Consider the following 16280-nt stretch of genomic DNA (forward strand, 5'->3'; position numbering starts at 1 on the left):
CCAAGCGGCGTCTGGTCAGGCAATCGGATTTCGCTGTAAGATCCGTTGCGATTAAGAACCCAGGCCATCCCCGACTTACAGCCGGATCGGCCATCAAATGACCAGACACCCGCGAGCTTGGTGGTCGAGGTATCTTCCCTTGCGGGAACGACCCTGGCCGGCGAAGGTAGCGTTGGCACAGTGAGCGCGGCGAAAATCGCCCAGATGGAACACGACCACCGTGTGAAAGTGAGCAGCCGGCATCGATATAACCCGTTAAGCGCGATCGTCATACTGTTCCCTTCCGATCCACACTCACTCCGCTGCGAGCTTCGTTGGTTGCCCTGGGCAGACTATGCCGACCATCTGCCGGTGGTAATGCGTATTTGTCGCTAGACAGAAGAGACGCCTGCGATGGCATCTGATCGCAGATCGCCCAGGACAAGGCAGCCGGCGCAGAACTTGGGATGACGGTGATCGTCTCATGCGCAGTGCAAGCGAGCAACCACATGAGCGGTAACGGGGGTGACGAGTTCGCTTCCGGACGAGGAAAAGGTGACCAGGTGACCTTCATTCTATCCCGATATGTTGGTTTGGACGCTCAAGCCGGGTGCCGAGGCGGAGGCATATAGGCCCGCCCGATGTACTAATCGCAAGCGACCGGTTTTCGGTTCTGATGCTCTTGCGCCCCAGTCAACCGACCGATCGCCATTCGTATATATCACAATTTCGCGGGTCGTTCCCCCCAGATAGGGTCAGAGCAGGTTCGAGTCGTGGAGGGGTCTTGGAACTCAGAAAACGGCGGAAATCCGAGGATTTTTCTTCCCACAGAAACCACTGCTGTACCATGCTGCTGTACCAGTTGGTCACGCAACGAGGCTGTTGAAGCACGCTACACTGGGATGATCAATCCTTTTTAAGGCGGCTTGCGCCCATCTCGGTCGTTGAAACCCTCGCTGCCGGCAGCCTGAAAGCGGACGATGCGGGTGGAATGGCGGCGCTGTCGGACTGTCCGGTAAGTCCGCTTCCGGGCGGCCACCTGGCTGGAGCGGTCGTTCGTTCATCCAACGCAGAGATGGCAGCAAGGCGCCCTTTCCGGTCGCTCGTGAGACGCCCTGTAACCCCAACAGGAGCCATTGGTCGAGATCGTGGTGGCCATCTCCGTGACGCCTTTATGACCAGGCTCAGGCGATCACTTATACTCTGCTGTAAGCGGCTGAGGCACGGCGTCGGATGAAAAGACGCCGCCTCGCGCTTCTTGGACCTTGATGTCATGGCGTCTTACGAGGCGTCATTTCGCTGCTGACGAAGCCATCTGGAGGTCGAGAAAGTCGCCGTGCCGCGTATTCTCGCCAGGTTTAGCGCTGGGAGGCGGCCGACAATCAGCCGTATTCCGGCCCATAGCCGGCTTCGGCCCAAAGCTGCGCCTCGCGATCCGCCTGCAGCGTCTCAAGCGGCACCGCCGCCTCCTTGAAGTCGAGGTGGTACATCGGAAGCTGCCAATAATGCCGCAGCAACCTGACGTGATCGGCGCTGGCCGCCTCCGTTACGACCTGCGCCGCATCGAGCCGTTCGAACATCGCCTGCGTCAGCTTTTCCTGTTCGGTATAGCCCTGCGTGTCGACGAACTCGACTTCGCCCCAGACCTCGGCGACCGCCTGCAGCCCCGCGCGGGTGAACATCCCCACCGCCGCCATCGCCTTGCCGAGCATCAGCGCGGCTGGCTCGCTTGGCCTCCTGACCGAACCGAATTGCAGCGGCTCGCTCCAGTGCGCGCTGCCATTATCGAGCACTTCGATATCGGCGTACATCGCCGCCTCGCGGCTATAGCGGCTCCAGTTCGGCACGATATATTCGCCGGCATAGCCTTCGAGATAATGGCCCTGTCGCGTGTTATCGACATAGTCGCGCAGCTGCGCCACATCGACCGGACGCCAACTCTGCGCGTCACCATAGATCAATCGGCCGAGGTGATCGTAGAAGGTCCGCACGATCTTGCCGCTGAGGCTCGCGACTAGCTTGGGCGGGCAGCGCACCAGATCCATCAGGATCAGGATCTTGGCGGCTTCCTCCTCGGCGAACCCTTCAAGCACGCGGGCTTCGCGGGGCGCCTGCGTCAGGCTGGCGGCCGCCGTCCAGAAGCTCTCGGCGCTGGCGAGGATCACCGGCAATCCTTCAGCGATCAGGTCGAGTCGCCGCTCGGTAGGGAGATTACACAAGATGCCGGCCTGGCGGTTGCCGAACGTCACTTTGGCCATGGGTCGTTACTCTCGAGTCTTCGCTGGCCCTACTGTGCCCGCGATTGCGGAGGCGCTGAAGGATTTCTGACGTGGCCTGATGGGCGGCGACCGCGCGATGAAAACGCATCGACACGGAGACGCCACTATGATTGCTTCGCCGCTGATGCAGGCCACCGCCGACCGAATCAAAGCGCTGCGCGCCGCCCGCGCGCTGACACAGGAAGACCTCGCCGCCCTGGCGGGGCGCAGCGTCGCGTCGGTGCAGCGGATCGAACGCGGCGAAAAGGTCAGCGCCTACACCATCGCCTCGATCGCCGCCGCGTTCGACATTACCGCCGAGGCGTTGACCGCCGCGCCAAATGATGACCGCCCCTATCTGCCGCTCGCGACGATCAATGGCGGCCGCGCGCTGGTCGGCTTGATGACGGGCTGCTCGCGTCTCGATTTCGGGTTCGACGAGCTCGACACCCTGGATCAGGCCGAGATGCTGGAGGCGTTCCACGATTTCTGCGCCGGGCTGGTCGGCGATGGCGCCCCGGCAACACCGCTCGCCATCACTCGCAGCGAGCTCGAGGGGCGTGCGAAGCTGACGGCGCTGTCCGAGCGCGGCTTCGTCGTGAGCGGGGCGGCGCTCGCGATCACGGCACATGAGGTCGACGATGACGGCGGCGCCGGCATCGCCATCCTGTTCGCGCAATGGGACGAGACCATCGCGGTGCTGCGCGTCGGGGTCGGGCGGACGCTCGATCGCGCCTATGTGCTCGACAGCCTGGGACAATGGGAGACGCCCAAGGGTTACGCGCTAGTCTATCCGGCCGGCTCGCGCGAGGATGGCGATTGGGCAGAAGATTGGAGCGGGATCGGCTCCGATCCGCCGTCGGACGGGGAAGGTTCGGGCGCCAATGTATAATGTGATGGTCACCGCTGGCGACAATGCCTGGGAAGAAGGCGTCTATGTCTGGGATCGCACCCGGATGCTCGAATATACCGAGGACGTCATTCGCGATGCCCTAAAGGCGCTGACCCCAGACGCGCTGGAGGAGCTCGCCAAGCTTCCCACCCTTTTCATGTACGAGCAGCACACCGAAGGCACGCCGCGCCTCGGCACGATCAAGCGCATCCAGCAGCGCGGCTCGGAATTTCGTGTGATCTTTGAGTTCGACGAGGACGTGCCAGCGCTCTCGCTCGAGCAGATCGCGGCGACCAAATGGGATCTGCAGCTCGCTGATTTCGAGTTCAGCCGCACCCATTGGGCGGTCAAGGCAGGCGATCTCTACGCCATCCTGCGCCAAAAGGGGCTGATCCCGGACGCCGCGCCGGAGGCGGTCGCAGCGCCGGCCGAGCCGGAAGCCGCGCCCGCCGTTGATGTCGTGCCAGCCAAGGTCTTTCTCGTCCATGGCCGTGACGAGGCCGCCAAACATGCGGTCGCGCGGTTCCTAGAAACCCGTGTCGGCCTCGGCGTGATCATCCTGAGCGAGCGCCCCAATCAGGGTCGGTCGATCCTCACCAAGTTCCAGGAGGAGGCCGATGGCGCCGCCTACGCTGTCATCCTGATGACGCCCGATGATCTGGGCCAGTTGCGTCCGGGGCTTCTGCCGGCCGGCGTGGCGCCCGCCGATCCCGCGCCGCGCCCGCGCCAGAACGTGATTTTCGAGATGGGCTTCTTCATCGGCCAGCTCGGCGCCGATCGCGTTTGCGCGCTCGTTCCGCCGAACGTCGAACGGCCTTCCGACTATGATGGCATCGTTTACGTGCCCTTCGATGATCAGGAAGGATGGCAGCGCAAGCTTGTCACCGAGCTGCACGCCGCCAATGTGCCGGTCTCGCCGACTTGGTGGCAGGCTCCTTAGCCCCGCGTGTCATTGCTGTGACATTGCCGATCGAGAATTCGGGCACTAAGCCTTCCGCGCCTGCCGTGGCTCTACAGCGTGGTTGAAACATTGCCGCTGCACCCTCTCGCCCGTCGCGTCCGTTTGCCAAAACCTGCTTTTCCGCTACCGCCCCATTCTGCCGGCTAGTAGAGCCTCGCGTTTACATCGACAGTACCGCTGGTTCGAACGTCGGCTTTGGTACTCTCTGCAATATATAAGCTGCCTGGCAACTCACGGCCCGATATCGGTCGCGCGCTGGTTTTGCGTCTGAGATCGAATGAAATACTCTGCTCGTCGATTGGACGAATGCGGCCGTTCTACTTCGGGCTCAATCCATAGACGCTAAGTGAACCGCTTACCTTCGTCCTCCCAAGCCGACAACGCTCCGGCTTTTCCCGATTCCGACAGATGCGGTTGCTTTCATAATCATCGAGGCGATTTTCTGCGCGCTGCTCACATAGCACAATGCCATGCCGGCAAGCGCCTGGCACCGGGACAGCAAAGCCGGGCAAGCGGAACCCCGCGAGTCGGGTTGGGCTTCACGTGGGGTTCCTGGACGGCCCCTTGGGGGCACCTGCGACCCGCAGGGCTTCGGGGGGAGGCGGGGCCGTCCTTTCCTGATCTTGCGATGTTCGTTGCGGTTTCCTGCCCAGGGTATCTCCTGAATAGCCGTGTCACCGGGGAACGCGCCCGATCACATGCTGTCCATGTCGTGATCGGCCATCGAGGACATGTCATGGCCCGCATGGGGATCGGCGGGCGGGGTCGCCTCGCTCGCGGGTTGCGTGCGCGTTGCTGGCGCTGCGGGTGTGGCAGTTGCGCGTGATGCGGGCGGGACAGCGCGCCGTGACGCAGGCGTGGCGGCGCCAATTGTCGAAAGAGCGTCCTGACGTGCGGCCGCTGCCTCATTTTCGGAGGGAGAGGTTGCCGGGTCTGCAAGACCCGCCTCGGGTGCCGTGCCAGGCATCACCGCAGTTCCGCCCATAGGCGAAACCTCAGCAGCCGGTGTGCTCTCCTGCGCTTGGTCACAAGCGGCGAGAGCGAACGTCAATGGCGCGGTCGCGAGAAATGCTATCGCGGTGTTCGATTTCAGAATTCGCATGTTATTCAACTCCTTCAGAGCCACGAAACGCCAAGATGGTCCGGTCCGTGCGCGAGCTCGCCGCCAAGGAACCCCTGGATGAGAACGAGTGCCGCCATGGAGAAGATCGACGCGCGCAACCATGCGCGGCTCTGGCTCGGCCTGCTCGCAAGGTATGCCATCGCAATACCGAGAACCGCGATCAGCATACCGGTCCATCGATGGACTTGCATGACAGTATCGCCGCCGAACCACAGACCGGTGTGAATCCATCCGAACAGAACTGCGACGACTGCGCCGATTGCTCCGCCGTAGACGAGTACGCGCACCGCACTTTCCAGGCCCGCTCCTTTCCGGCGCATCACGAACAATTCGGTGGCCGCAGCCATGAAAAACAAGGCGATCGGGAAGTGGATCGTTGCCGGATGCAGCTTTTTCAGTACGGCCATGACGCCGGTTTCGCTCTCATCCGCATGGCCACCGGCCTCGTCATGGGCTGCGCCCGCTTCATCGTGCGCGCCGGAGGACTCGCCAGCATCCGCAGTCTCGCCCATCTGCGCCATGGCCGCCTGGTCGTGCACATCGCCATTGGTGGCAGCAGGCGCGGCGCTCGCCTCTTCGCCGTGCTTTTCGTCGCCATGAGCCTGAACGGGTCCGACGAAGAGCAGGCTTGCGGCGAGCAGCGCCAGAAATGAGGGGGCTTTCATGTCTCGTATGTCTCCCGACCCTGCAGTTAAAGTGCGACCTATGTGCCTGATACGCACGGCAGCCGCGTGCCCCTCGCATTAATTTGATAGTTCAGCGCGACTGAAGTGCGCCCGGGTGGTCACGCTTGCTGGCGGCATCATCGCGATCGTCGAACGCATTCGGCTCCTGGCCGCGTTCGGCCTGGCGAACGAGGGTAAAGCGTTCGCCCACGCGAATAAGCCCCATGGGCTCAGGCGAGCTTGCTCTTCTTTGCGCGGCGGCGCAGCCTCGGCATCCGGTTCGCCAGCAGGACGAAACCCGACAGGGCTATGATCGTGCCGCCAATGCCGAACAGCAGCAGCCACCAACTGTTGATGCGGTCGCGCTCGGTCCAGTCCATGATGTGGAGGCCCCAGATGAAATCGAACAGGCGCCATGTATCGCTGCGCGCTGCCCCGAGCGTGCCGCTGGCGGCATCGATGTAGATGCGCGTCGAAGCCTCGTCAGCATAGGTGACCTGCCAGGCCGGAAAAGGGCCGCGAAACTCGGTTCCGATGGGGTCATCGACGATCCGTGCGGCCTCGATGGTCGTGCGCGGCCCGGTCCATGCGCGCAAGGCGATGGATTTTGCCGTTGCCGCCGAGATGGGGGAGAGTTTACGCCCAGTCACCGGATCGTGGAGGCTCACGCTACCGTCAACCTTGCGGACCTCGGTCACGGCATCGCCGTCGAGCGAACGTGTCGTTACCGCTGCAAGAGTACCGTCGTTTGCGACCCAGGCCGGGAGCGGGGCATCGGCGGGCAGCGCCTCTTGTTCACGCGAAACGACATGTTCGGAGCGAACTTCTTCCAGGTCGAGAAACGACATGAGGGCGCCGGTTCCCATCCACAAGAGAACCTGGACACCGACGAAAATCGCCAGCCATTTGTGGATCTTGCTGCCGAGCACATGCAGGCGCAGCTTCAGCGACGGCGTTGCCAACCGGTGCTACCTCTTCGAAAGCCGTAATCAGTTGCGCGGCGCGCGCGACGAGGAATGGTACTGGACGATTCTCCACCCGTCCGCATCGTGAGCAAGCACCGATGTCGCCACGCCGTCGCGCTCGATCACCCGGCCATCGCTAAGTTCGATGCGATAGCCATACGTCTCATAGGCATGGGCCATGTGCCCCATCCGGGTGACGGTCAGCGTGGGGTCGGTAAAGGTGAAGCTCACAATCGCGTCGAGCTCGGGGCCCAAATGGTGCTCCATGTAATTGGCAAAGCTTCCTTCGGCCTTGCCATTCTCGAAGATCGCCGAGTCCTCGGCGAAGAGCGCGCGCATTGCCTGCGCGTCGCGCGCTTCAAGAGCGGTGCGATAGGCCTTGAGGGTTTCTTCAGCGCCCGCGACATCGTCCGCCGAAGCGTCCATCGCGTGCATCTGATGGTTCGCATGGGAAGAGTGGTCCATCTGCTGCGCGAAGGCTGGCAGCGGTATCAGCGTGGCAACAAGCGCAGTCGCCGCGATGCGTGTCAAAGTCTTGGTCATGGAAGTTCTATCCTTTTTGAGATTTCAGAACCAGAATCGCACACCGACGACATAATTGGTGACGCTCGGATCCTCTCCGGCGGCCCGCGCAAAATCCGCGCTGTCGCCGATGCGCCATTCCTGGGAAACGCCGACATAGGGCGCGAATTCGCGTGCGAACTCGTAGCGAAGACGCAGACCTGCCTCGATCCGGTCGAGGCCAGCGCCAATGCCGAGTTCGGGAATATCCTGAGCGGAAAGTGCGATTTCGGCACGCGGTTGAAGGATCAGCCGCTGCGTGATGCGCTGATCAAGTTCGCCCTCAAAACGCGCCGTCACATCGCCCTTGGTGGAGACGAAGGCCGCGGCATCGACCTCGAACTGGTAAGGCGCGATCCCTTGGATACCGATAACCGCGTGCGTGCGTTCCGGACCGGTCAGGTCCTGGCGAACACCCGCCTGGAAATCGAAGAAGGGCGCAATGGCGCGGCTCCAGAGCGCCTGGACCTCGGCGCCTTCTATGGGTTCGCCGAAGCTGCCCTCACCCTCGGACTTGAACCAGAATTTGTCGATGTCGCCGCCATAATATCCCTGGATGTCCCACAGATATCCATCCTTCCCCTCGCGGGCGCGGTACTCGAGCCGGTCGCCCTGAAACCAGAAGCGCATTCCTCCGTCGGTCTCGCGGACAAGCTCGCGGCGCGCTTCGTTCATGGCTTCCTCGCCCCAGATGGCGACCGCCGCGCGCGCTGGGCCGCTCCCTGCTTCTGGAGGAGGCGGCAGCAGCGGGATATCATCGTCCGAGCCCATCTGCATCGCCGAATGGTCCATGCCCTGCCTGTCCTGCGAAGGCGTCTCCCCATGGTTCATCTGGCTGTGATCCATCTGCCCATGGTCCATCGACGAACTGGCCTCCGCCTGACCCATCTCGCCGTGATTCATCTGCGAATGATCCATCGCGCCTTCGGCGGGCTTGCCCTGCGGCATCGAGCCGTGATCCATTCCTTCATGACTTTCGGGCAATGCCTGTGGACGGGCAGCGTCCACAGGCATTGTCATGCCAGAATGGCCATCCTGAGCGGTCATCGCACCATGATCCATGGTTGAGTGATCCATCTGCGAGCGGTCCATGGCGGCTTCAGGTTGAGCAGCCGGTTCGCATGCTCCATCTGCAACCGGATGCCCCATCGCGCGATGGCGCTCGGCTTCTTCCTCGCACTTCGTCTTCGCGTCAGCCTGCGCCTCGGCGCTTTGCTGCGGCTCCGCCGGCGAATGACCGGCATGCTGCGCCGCCGCGGGGGAGGCGAGAACTGAGCCGGCTGCGACCGATGCGAGCAGGCTGACAATACGAATTTTCATGCTTCGCTCCCGTCGGGATTGGCGACCGTGACGATCTGAAACATCCCGGCATGCATGTGGTAGAGAAGGTGACAGTGGAAGGCCCAGTCGCCCGGCTCGTCCGCCGTCAGGTCGAACTGCGCGCTGCCACCCGGCTGCAGGATTACCGTGTGCTTGAGCGGTTGACGATCGGCCGGCGCGCCATTGACCAGCTCGAAGAAATGACCGTGCAAGTGAATGGGGTGCGCCATCATCGTGTCGTTGACGAGCTTCACGCGCACGCGCTCGTTATAGGCGAAACGGATCGGCTCGTCTGAGACGGCGGAGAACTTCTTGCCGTCGAACGACCACATGTAGCGCTCCATATTGCCGGTCAGATGAATTTCCATTCGCCGGGACGGCGTGCGGCCCTCGCGGTGTGGAGTCAGAGCGCGCAGCTTGCGATAGTCGAGCGTACGATGCGGCACATCGGCGAGACCGATGCCGGGATCGCCCATGCGGTCGACCGGGTTCATCGAGACCATGTCGAGACCGGGCCCGACCTTCACATCGGGCGGCAGAAGCGACGTGTCGCGCATCTGCATCCCCGACATGCCGGCCATGCCTGCCATCTCGGATTGGCCGGACGAACCATGATCCATCCCCGCCATGTCGCCGCCACTTCCGTGGTCCATGCCCGACATGCCGGCATCGCCAGACGAGCCGTGGTCCATGCCGCTCATGCCCATGTCGGCCATGGTCAGAAGCGGCGGATCGCGCAGCGGCGGAATGGCGGCGCGAGCGCCGGGTGCGCTCGCGAGTGTGGCAATACCCATGCCCGAGCGGTCCATCGACTCCGCGACCAGCGTGTAGGCTTGTTGCGCGCCCGGCGTCACGACGACGTCGTATGTCTCGGCCACACCGATCTGGAACTCGTCGACCTCCACCGGCTCGACGTTCTGCCCGTCCGCCTGAACGATGGTCATCGGCAGGCCGGGAATGCGAATATTGAAGAAGGTCATGGCGCCGGCATTGATGAAGCGCAGCCGCACGCGTTCGCCCGGGCGGAAGAGGTATTCCAGATTGTCGAGCGGGCCATGGCCGTTCAGAAGATAGGTATAAGCCGCGCTCGACACGTCGAGGATGTCCGTCGGCATCATGCGCATTTTCGCCCACATCCGGCGATCCTCGCCCGAAAGCGGGTAATCGTCGGTCCAGGTGTTCTGGTTGTAGTTGAAGTAGCCTTCGCCCTTCTTGAGCTTGTCGAAAATCGTGTGGGGCGACATTTCGCTGAATTCGCTCAGCACCACGATATATTCGCGGTCGGCCTGGACCGGATCGGGTCCGGCGGGGTCGACCACGATCGCGCCGTAATGCCCGGCCTGTTCCTGCAGGCCGCTATGCGAGTGCCACCAGTAGGTACCCGACTGGCGAACCGGAAATTCGGCGGTGAAGGTCTCTCCCGGTTTGACGCCGGGAAAGCTCACGCCAGGCACTCCATCGAGCTGAAACGGCACGAGCAGACCGTGCCAGTGGATCGAGGTATCTTCCTCGAGCTGGTTATGGACATTGAGCCGGACGGTCGTGCCTTCCTGCAATCGCAACAGCGGACCGGGGATCGTGCCATTGACGGCGATCGCGCCGCCGCGCCTGTTGCCGGTCGCGAAGGCCGATCGGGCAACGGTGAGGTCGATATTGGGGCCGGATATCTCGTCCAGCCCCTTGCGGGCGTTACCTGCGAGGATGTCCGCGCCCCGTGCCCAGGCAGGCATCGCCCCGGCAAGGCCGAGCAGACCCATTCCTCCTGCTCCGGCTCCGAGAAACTTGCGTCGATTGACGGCGATCATAAAGGGCTCCTGACTTGGCGTTTACCGTTACTTACGCGCGCGCCCAGCCAACCCCCCAAAGTTTTTCGAAGCGCTCCTTCAGCCTGTTGCGCGCGCGATATACGCGGGTTTCGATCGCCTTTTCGGTCGTTCCGAGAAGATCGGCCGCCTCGGCCTGGCTACGCCCCTCGATGGTCACGAGCACAAGCGCTTCGCGCAGCCTTACAGGCATTCGCGCGATCTCGGCCTGAACGAGATTGAGCTCTTCCCTGGAAACGGCCAACGCTTCAGGACCCGGCAAATCGTCGGCGATGGAATGGAGTTCGTCATCACCCGACAGTCCGAAAAAGCCCGCGACCTTGCGCCTGCGCAAACGGTCCCGGCAGCGGTTGAGGACGACGGTTGTCAGATAGGGTCCGATCGGCTTGTCCGGATCAAGCCGATGGCGCGTCAGCCACACCGAAGCGAGGCTGTCCTGAACAACGTCCTCGGCCTGAGAAGGAGAGGAAAGCATGCGTGTCACGAGCGCGAGAAGCCGACCAGTTTCATGCTCGACGAGTTGGCTGAAAGCCCGCTTGTTTCCAGCCCTCGCCTGCGAAACAAGGGCCTCATCCGGATTGTCGCCCGCCCCCGACATGGCGCTTCAGTCGCGAGGGTCGCGGGTCAAGGCGTCGGAGACCTTGCGGTCGAACTGGCGTTGCTGCTCGGGTTCGAGAATTTCGCGCATGTCGAAGACATGGCGCACCGTTGCTTTCTGCAGATCGCCCATGCGTGCATGCACCTCGTCGATCGCGGCCGAGACCTCGGGACCGTACTCATGCTCGGTTTCCATCGCCTGGGCGAGCCGGGCATTGGCTGCACGCGCCGATCCTTCGAGCCGTGCCCTTTCGACAGCGAAACGAGCCTCGAGCGCATCGAGACGCTGCTCCTGGTCGGCCGTCAGGGTGAGTTCGTCGTGCACGAAATCGTGGAGGCCGGAGCCAGCCTCGTGATTGGCCCAGCGGTCCGCGGCAATCGCGCCGAGGCATCCTGCAAGTGCTGCGAGAAGCACCGCGAGAACGATATGCGTCGTCTTCAAACCCTATTGCTCCACATGGAGGAGCGCCGATGGGGACAGCTGTTCGCCGAGGATAAGACTCTCGCCAAATGACGCGGAAGACGTGCCATAGCCGCCGGGCCAACCGCTCGTTCCGGCGCCAGCTCCAAGCCCGACGACGAACAGACCGACGAACAGAGCCGTCCGGCGGCGTCGGTCGGCGATTTCGCCAAGCTGTCCGGCGCGCTGCCAAACGCCATCCATGAAGTCCGCGGGGACCTCGCTGGTGCCGGTGGCGGAAAGGGTTCCGAGCACCGCATCAAGAGAGTGATTGTCACGCATCCGAAAAACTCCTGTGGGTTGCACGTGTCCTATACGCGCTCGCCTGCACAATCCCTTAAACTTCTTTATAGGATGGCCCGCCCCTTTTCCCCGGCAGCGGGTATGATGCCGGTGCTTGAGAAGGGAAAGGAACGGACCGATGTCTATTGTGATCCTTGGCGTTGATCTGGGCAAGAACGCTTGCAGCATCGTCGGTGTGGATGCGACCGGGGCGGTTGTCCTGCGCCGGTCGATGCGCCGACAAACATTGATCGATTACGTCTCGAAGCTACCAGCATGCATTGTAGCGATGGAGGCGTGTTGCGGCGCTCATCATATGGGCCGTCTCTTCGCCGGTCATGGGCACGAGATCCGGCTGATGTCACCGGAATACGTTCGCCCTTACGTGAAAGCGCAGAAAAATGACGACCGGGATGCCGAAGGCATCGCTGAGGCAGCATCACGCCCGACGATGCGCTTCGTAGAACTCAAAAGCCAGGATCAGTTAGATATCCAGACCCTTCACCGCGTCCGGTCCCGTTTGGTGGCTGAGCGCAGGAGCCTGATCAACCAGTTGCGCGCCATCATGCTGGAGCGCGGCACGATTTTTCCGGTTGGTCGCCGCAAGCTGGAACTCGGTGTTGATGCTTTGCTCCTTCAGGGGGAGGCAGGGTTGTCCCCTCGAATTCGCCGGCTCATCGGCGATCTTCGTACAGAATGGCGACACCTCGACGAGAAAATCGAGAGCCTGAACGCCGAGTTTGTTGAACTTGCCCGCAATGATGCCGCCGCCCGGCGTCTGACATCCATCCCCGGAATCGGGGTGCTCAACGCCACCGCGCTGATCGCAGCGGTCGGCAATGCCGGTAGCTTCGCCAAGGCCCGAGATCTGGGGGCATGGCTTGGTCTTGTCCCACGCCAGCATACCACCGGAGGCAAACCACGACTGCTGGGCATCTCGAAACGCGGCAACACCTACTTGCGAACCCTGCTGATCCATGGTGCCAGGGCCAGCCTGCCCTCGATCTCTCGAAGTGACACACCGCTCGGGCGATGGCTCAAAGCGATGCTGGAACGAGGTGTTCACCGCAATGCTGCCGTGGTCGCCCTGGCCAATAAGCTGGCGCGGATCGCCTGGGCCGCTTTGCGCAAGGGCGCAACCTTCGAACGCAGCTACCCCGTCGCCGTTTGAACCGATCGGCCTGATGCTCATCTGGGCATAGGCCAACGTTGTTTGCAGGAAGGATTGGAAAGATGGCCTGACAGTCGACCAGCATCTGGAAAGCCCGGTCAAAAAAATGGCACTTGCTGCCGACGTCTTTATTGCGGCTCCAGATGCGCGGATCTCCATCTTGGCCACGGGCTTGCTCGTGAGACCGTATACGTTGACGCAGACTGATCAGATCACCTCAAAATCATGCTTGCAAACGGGGCGGGCCATACGTTTTTTGAGGGAATGTCCACCACCATACGTAATCGAGACGGGTCTGTCAGAATCGGGTCGAACCCGGGATGAATGGAAACCAACTCGTGAGCAATATCACCGCACCTGAAGATCACGGCGAATTTACGCCTCTTCTTGGCAAGAGCTTTCTGACGCCGCTTTACGACCGGGCGATCGGTCTGTTCACCCGCGAACATCTCTGGCGCCAAAGGATTGTCGAAGAGCTGCACCTTGTCCCCGGCGACCGGGTGATCGATGTTGGCAGCGGAACCGGCACTCTTCTCAAGGCCTTGATGACGGATTGTCCGGAAGCGGGTCTGATCGGTGTCGAACCCGACCCGGATGCGCTCGCGCTTGCGCGGCGCAAGTTTGGCGCGGGAGCCGATCTCGTGAAATGGCACAATGGCTTTCTCGAAAGCCTCAAGCTACCCGCAGGGTGGCAGCCGAACAAGATCGTCAGCAGCCTCGTCCTGCACCAGGTCCCCTTGCGCAAGAAGCAGACAATCCCGGAAACCATCGAAAGCTTGCTCGTGCCAGGCGGAACCGTGTTGATCTCCGATTATATGAAGCAGGATAGCCCACTCATGCGGAGCCTCTTCCGGGCGACCGTCCAGTCTCTTGACGGCATAAGCGACACGCAGCCCAGCGCCGACGGCGAAGTCGAAAAACTGTTCGCCGAAATCTTCACCGAGCCATGCCTGCTCCAACGGTTCCCGACGGCAACCGGGACGATCTCGCTATGGCGCGGATACAAGAAAGGAATTGCACAATGAATTTGAAAAAGCCTTCGCTGCTCCGGCGATCGATTAGCGGCGCGGCCTTGCTCGTGCTGGCAGCCTGTTCGAACGTGGCTCAGGCAGCGACCTATACGATGTTCCGGGATCCAGGATGTGGGTGCTGTCTCAACTGGGCAGGCCATGTCGAAGACGGGATGAACACGAAGGTGGCATCGGTCGACAGCAACGACATGGCGGCGATCAAGACCGCGCGGGGCGTACCCCAAGAGTTATGGTCATGCCATACGATGGAGGTCGATGGATACATCATCGAAGGTCACGTGCCTGCAGAAGCCGTCGCCAAGCTTTTGCGCGAACGGCCCGCCGGCGTTGCCGGCCTCGCGGTTCCGGGAATGCCTCTGGGATCGCCCGGCATGGAGGCCGGAAACCGGATCCAGCCTTACGACGTCATCGCCTTTGGCCCAACCGGACAGAGCGTCTTCGCGTCCTTTCCGTAAGGGGGTGAAGCCACTCCATGCGTCGGCATGAAAGGTTGCAGGCGATGAGGACTAATTGCGGGAAGCGACACAGAAGCCTGTCGAACTTCTCGCCGGGTCCGGGCTGGCTGCCCCCACAGTCCCGGACCCTTCCAATTTGTATGATTGCAGCACGCACGAAATAGGAGAAATGCGATAGTCAAAAGCTCGGTCAGAAATGCTGGATCTTTTTAAGGGGTGAACCTCTGCCCAACGTACTGCTTGTCGTGATGCTTCTCGGACGGGATGACATAGACAGGGGAAAGACTTGCAGACAGATGGCGACGATCAACATAGCGAGAATGCGGGCTCGATAACGTTGCTGGGCGGTGTCGCGATGGGGACCGGCGTCATGATTGGCGCAGGTATCTTCGCACTGACCGGCCAGATTGCCGAACTGGCTGGACCGTTATTTCCGCTTTCTTTCATAGTCGGCGCGCTGGTTACCTCGCTTGCCGCCTACAGCTACATCAAGATGTCGAACCGCTGGCCCTCCTCTGGCGGCATCGCGATGATCCTTCAGAAGGCTTACGGACCGGGCGTCGTTGCAGCATCGGCATCGCTCCTGATGGCGCTGTCGATGGTCATCAACGAAAGCCTGGTCGCTCGGACCTTCGCGACCTATGCCTTGCGGCCCTTTGGGCTCGAAAGCAGCGGCATTCTGGTCTCCGTCGCGGCACTGGCCCTCATCGTTTTCGCCTATTTCGTGAATGCTGCCGGCAACAAATCGGTCAGCGGGTTTTCGCTCATTATGTCGGCAATCAAGATCGGCGGCATCGCCCTGTTCGCAATTGCGGCGATCTGGGCCACCGGATTTTCAAGCGGTGCCTTCGCAGAGCCGGTCGCGCTTTCGGGCCTCGACGCGTTGCTCGCTTCGGTCGCTTTCTCGATCCTCGCTTTCAAGGGTTTCACCACCATCACCAACAGCGGCGGCGAAATCATCGATCCGCATCGGAATGTCGGCAGAACCATTATCATTTCGATCGCAGTATGCGTGGTCGTCTACCTTCTCGTCGCGGTGGCGGTCGGCGCCAGCCTCAGCACTTCAGAAATAGCCGAGGCGCGCGATTACTCTCTTGCGGCAGCTGCGCGCCCCGCGCTCGGAGAGCTTGGCTTCTATTTCACAGTCGCAATCGCGATCGCAGCCACGACCTCGGGTGTCATCGCCAGTGTTTTCGCCGTTTCGCGAATGCTGACGATGCTGACCGAGATGAAGATGATCCCGCATAGCCATTTCGGCATGAGCGGACCGATCCGCAGTCACATGCTGGTCTATACCGTAGTGATTGCCGGCACGCTCGCGGTCCTGTTCGATCTGTCGCGGATCGCTTCGCTCGGAGCATTTTTCTATCTCGTAATGGACATGCTTGTGCATTGGGGCGTGCTGCGCGGTTTGCGGGAAGAGATCGGTGCGCGTGCCTGGGTGCTATGGTCGGCACTCGTGGCGGACAGCGTAGTCCTGACCGCTTTTGCCTTCGCCAAGCTCAAAACCGACCCTGCGGTCGTCGCCTATGCGGTCGCAGGCATTGCCGCCGTTTTCATCGCCGAATGGTTCTATTTGTCCAGGCGTTCGCAAGCGATGGACTCCGCTTCAGAAAGACCGGCGGAAGAGAGGCGGTGACCCCGTTAGTAGAACACGAGCGCAAAGGCAGCGACCAAAAGCCGACGAGGATCGAGGCGCCAAGTTCGCGGATCAAAAGAAATTCAAGACGGAGCATA

At 61.8% G+C, this 16280-nt stretch carries 16 protein-coding genes; 6 read left to right on the top strand and 10 right to left on the bottom strand.

All coding sequences use genetic code 11. The features are described from left to right. Nucleotides 1-1361: 1361 nt before the first annotated feature. On the bottom strand, nucleotides 1362-2237 hold the full coding sequence (locus HT578_RS10340; protein ID WP_009823983.1) for a hypothetical protein: 876 nt from the start codon (nucleotides 2235-2237) through the stop codon (nucleotides 1362-1364). 127 nt (nucleotides 2238-2364) lie between these two features. On the opposite strand from HT578_RS10340, the gene HT578_RS10345 reads away from it, so the two are divergent. Continuing rightward, nucleotides 2365-3129: a helix-turn-helix domain-containing protein gene (locus tag HT578_RS10345; protein WP_167381850.1), complete on the top strand. Its 765-nt coding sequence runs from the start codon at nucleotides 2365-2367 to the stop codon at nucleotides 3127-3129. A 4-nt stretch (nucleotides 3130-3133) separates the two neighbouring features. After that, nucleotides 3134-4069, top strand: coding sequence for a TIR domain-containing protein (locus HT578_RS10350; protein ID WP_239026581.1), 936 nt, complete (start codon nucleotides 3134-3136; stop codon nucleotides 4067-4069). 1137 nt (nucleotides 4070-5206) lie between these two features. On the opposite strand, the gene HT578_RS10355 is transcribed toward HT578_RS10350, so the two are convergent. The 9 genes from HT578_RS10355 to HT578_RS10390 all read right to left on the bottom strand — a co-directional run bounded on the left by HT578_RS10355 (nucleotide 5207) and on the right by HT578_RS10390 (nucleotide 11886). Then, nucleotides 5207-5878 (bottom strand): DUF2231 domain-containing protein, encoded by a 672-nt coding sequence (locus tag HT578_RS10355; RefSeq protein ID WP_009823986.1) that lies wholly within the window; start codon nucleotides 5876-5878, stop codon nucleotides 5207-5209. A gap of 91 nt (nucleotides 5879-5969) precedes the next feature. Then, nucleotides 5970-6104, bottom strand: a complete 135-nt coding sequence (locus HT578_RS22405) for a hypothetical protein (protein WP_266101055.1) — start codon at nucleotides 6102-6104, stop codon at nucleotides 5970-5972. A gap of 4 nt (nucleotides 6105-6108) precedes the next feature. Beyond that, nucleotides 6109-6840, bottom strand: coding sequence for a PepSY domain-containing protein (locus HT578_RS10360; protein ID WP_009823988.1), 732 nt, complete (start codon nucleotides 6838-6840; stop codon nucleotides 6109-6111). A 27-nt stretch (nucleotides 6841-6867) separates the two neighbouring features. Beyond that, nucleotides 6868-7386, bottom strand: coding sequence for a YybH family protein (locus HT578_RS10365; RefSeq protein WP_009823989.1), 519 nt, complete (start codon nucleotides 7384-7386; stop codon nucleotides 6868-6870). 24 nt (nucleotides 7387-7410) lie between these two features. Continuing rightward, nucleotides 7411-8724, bottom strand: a complete 1314-nt coding sequence (locus HT578_RS10370) for a copper resistance protein B (protein ID WP_009823990.1) — start codon at nucleotides 8722-8724, stop codon at nucleotides 7411-7413. After that, nucleotides 8721-10529 (bottom strand): copper resistance system multicopper oxidase, encoded by a 1809-nt coding sequence (locus tag HT578_RS10375; RefSeq protein ID WP_054522842.1) that lies wholly within the window; start codon nucleotides 10527-10529, stop codon nucleotides 8721-8723. Before HT578_RS10375 ends, HT578_RS10370 begins: the two co-directional genes overlap by 4 nt. 31 nt (nucleotides 10530-10560) lie before the next feature. Continuing rightward, the gene (locus HT578_RS10380; protein ID WP_009823992.1) at nucleotides 10561-11145 is read right to left on the bottom strand and encodes an RNA polymerase sigma factor; all 585 of its coding nucleotides are present in this window, start codon (nucleotides 11143-11145) and stop codon (nucleotides 10561-10563) included. Nucleotides 11146-11151: 6 nt separating this feature from the next. Then, nucleotides 11152-11586, bottom strand: a complete 435-nt coding sequence (locus tag HT578_RS10385) for a Spy/CpxP family protein refolding chaperone (RefSeq protein ID WP_009823993.1) — start codon at nucleotides 11584-11586, stop codon at nucleotides 11152-11154. A 3-nt stretch (nucleotides 11587-11589) separates the two neighbouring features. Beyond that, nucleotides 11590-11886, bottom strand: coding sequence for a hypothetical protein (locus HT578_RS10390; RefSeq protein ID WP_009823994.1), 297 nt, complete (start codon nucleotides 11884-11886; stop codon nucleotides 11590-11592). A gap of 139 nt (nucleotides 11887-12025) precedes the next feature. Here HT578_RS10390 and HT578_RS10395 point away from each other — a divergent pair, with 139 nt between their 5' ends. The 4 genes from HT578_RS10395 (at nucleotide 12026) to HT578_RS10410 (ending at nucleotide 16182) form a co-directional block, all read left to right on the top strand. Further along, nucleotides 12026-13057, top strand: coding sequence for an IS110 family RNA-guided transposase (locus HT578_RS10395; RefSeq protein WP_009823918.1), 1032 nt, complete (start codon nucleotides 12026-12028; stop codon nucleotides 13055-13057). 320 nt (nucleotides 13058-13377) lie between these two features. Next, on the top strand, nucleotides 13378-14082 hold the full coding sequence (locus HT578_RS10400; protein WP_009823995.1) for a class I SAM-dependent methyltransferase: 705 nt from the start codon (nucleotides 13378-13380) through the stop codon (nucleotides 14080-14082). Next, nucleotides 14079-14543 (top strand): DUF411 domain-containing protein, encoded by a 465-nt coding sequence (locus tag HT578_RS10405; protein ID WP_008603937.1) that lies wholly within the window; start codon nucleotides 14079-14081, stop codon nucleotides 14541-14543. The genes HT578_RS10400 and HT578_RS10405 overlap by 4 nt, the downstream gene beginning before the upstream one ends. Nucleotides 14544-14829: 286 nt before the next feature. Next, entirely contained in the window at nucleotides 14830-16182 is a 1353-nt protein-coding gene (locus HT578_RS10410) for an APC family permease (RefSeq protein WP_213503873.1), read from the top strand. The last annotated feature ends 98 nt before the right edge of the window (nucleotides 16183-16280 follow it).

Origin of the sequence: Novosphingobium decolorationis, assembly GCF_018417475.1 — a bacterium.
Classification (GTDB): domain Bacteria; phylum Pseudomonadota; class Alphaproteobacteria; order Sphingomonadales; family Sphingomonadaceae; genus Novosphingobium; species Novosphingobium decolorationis.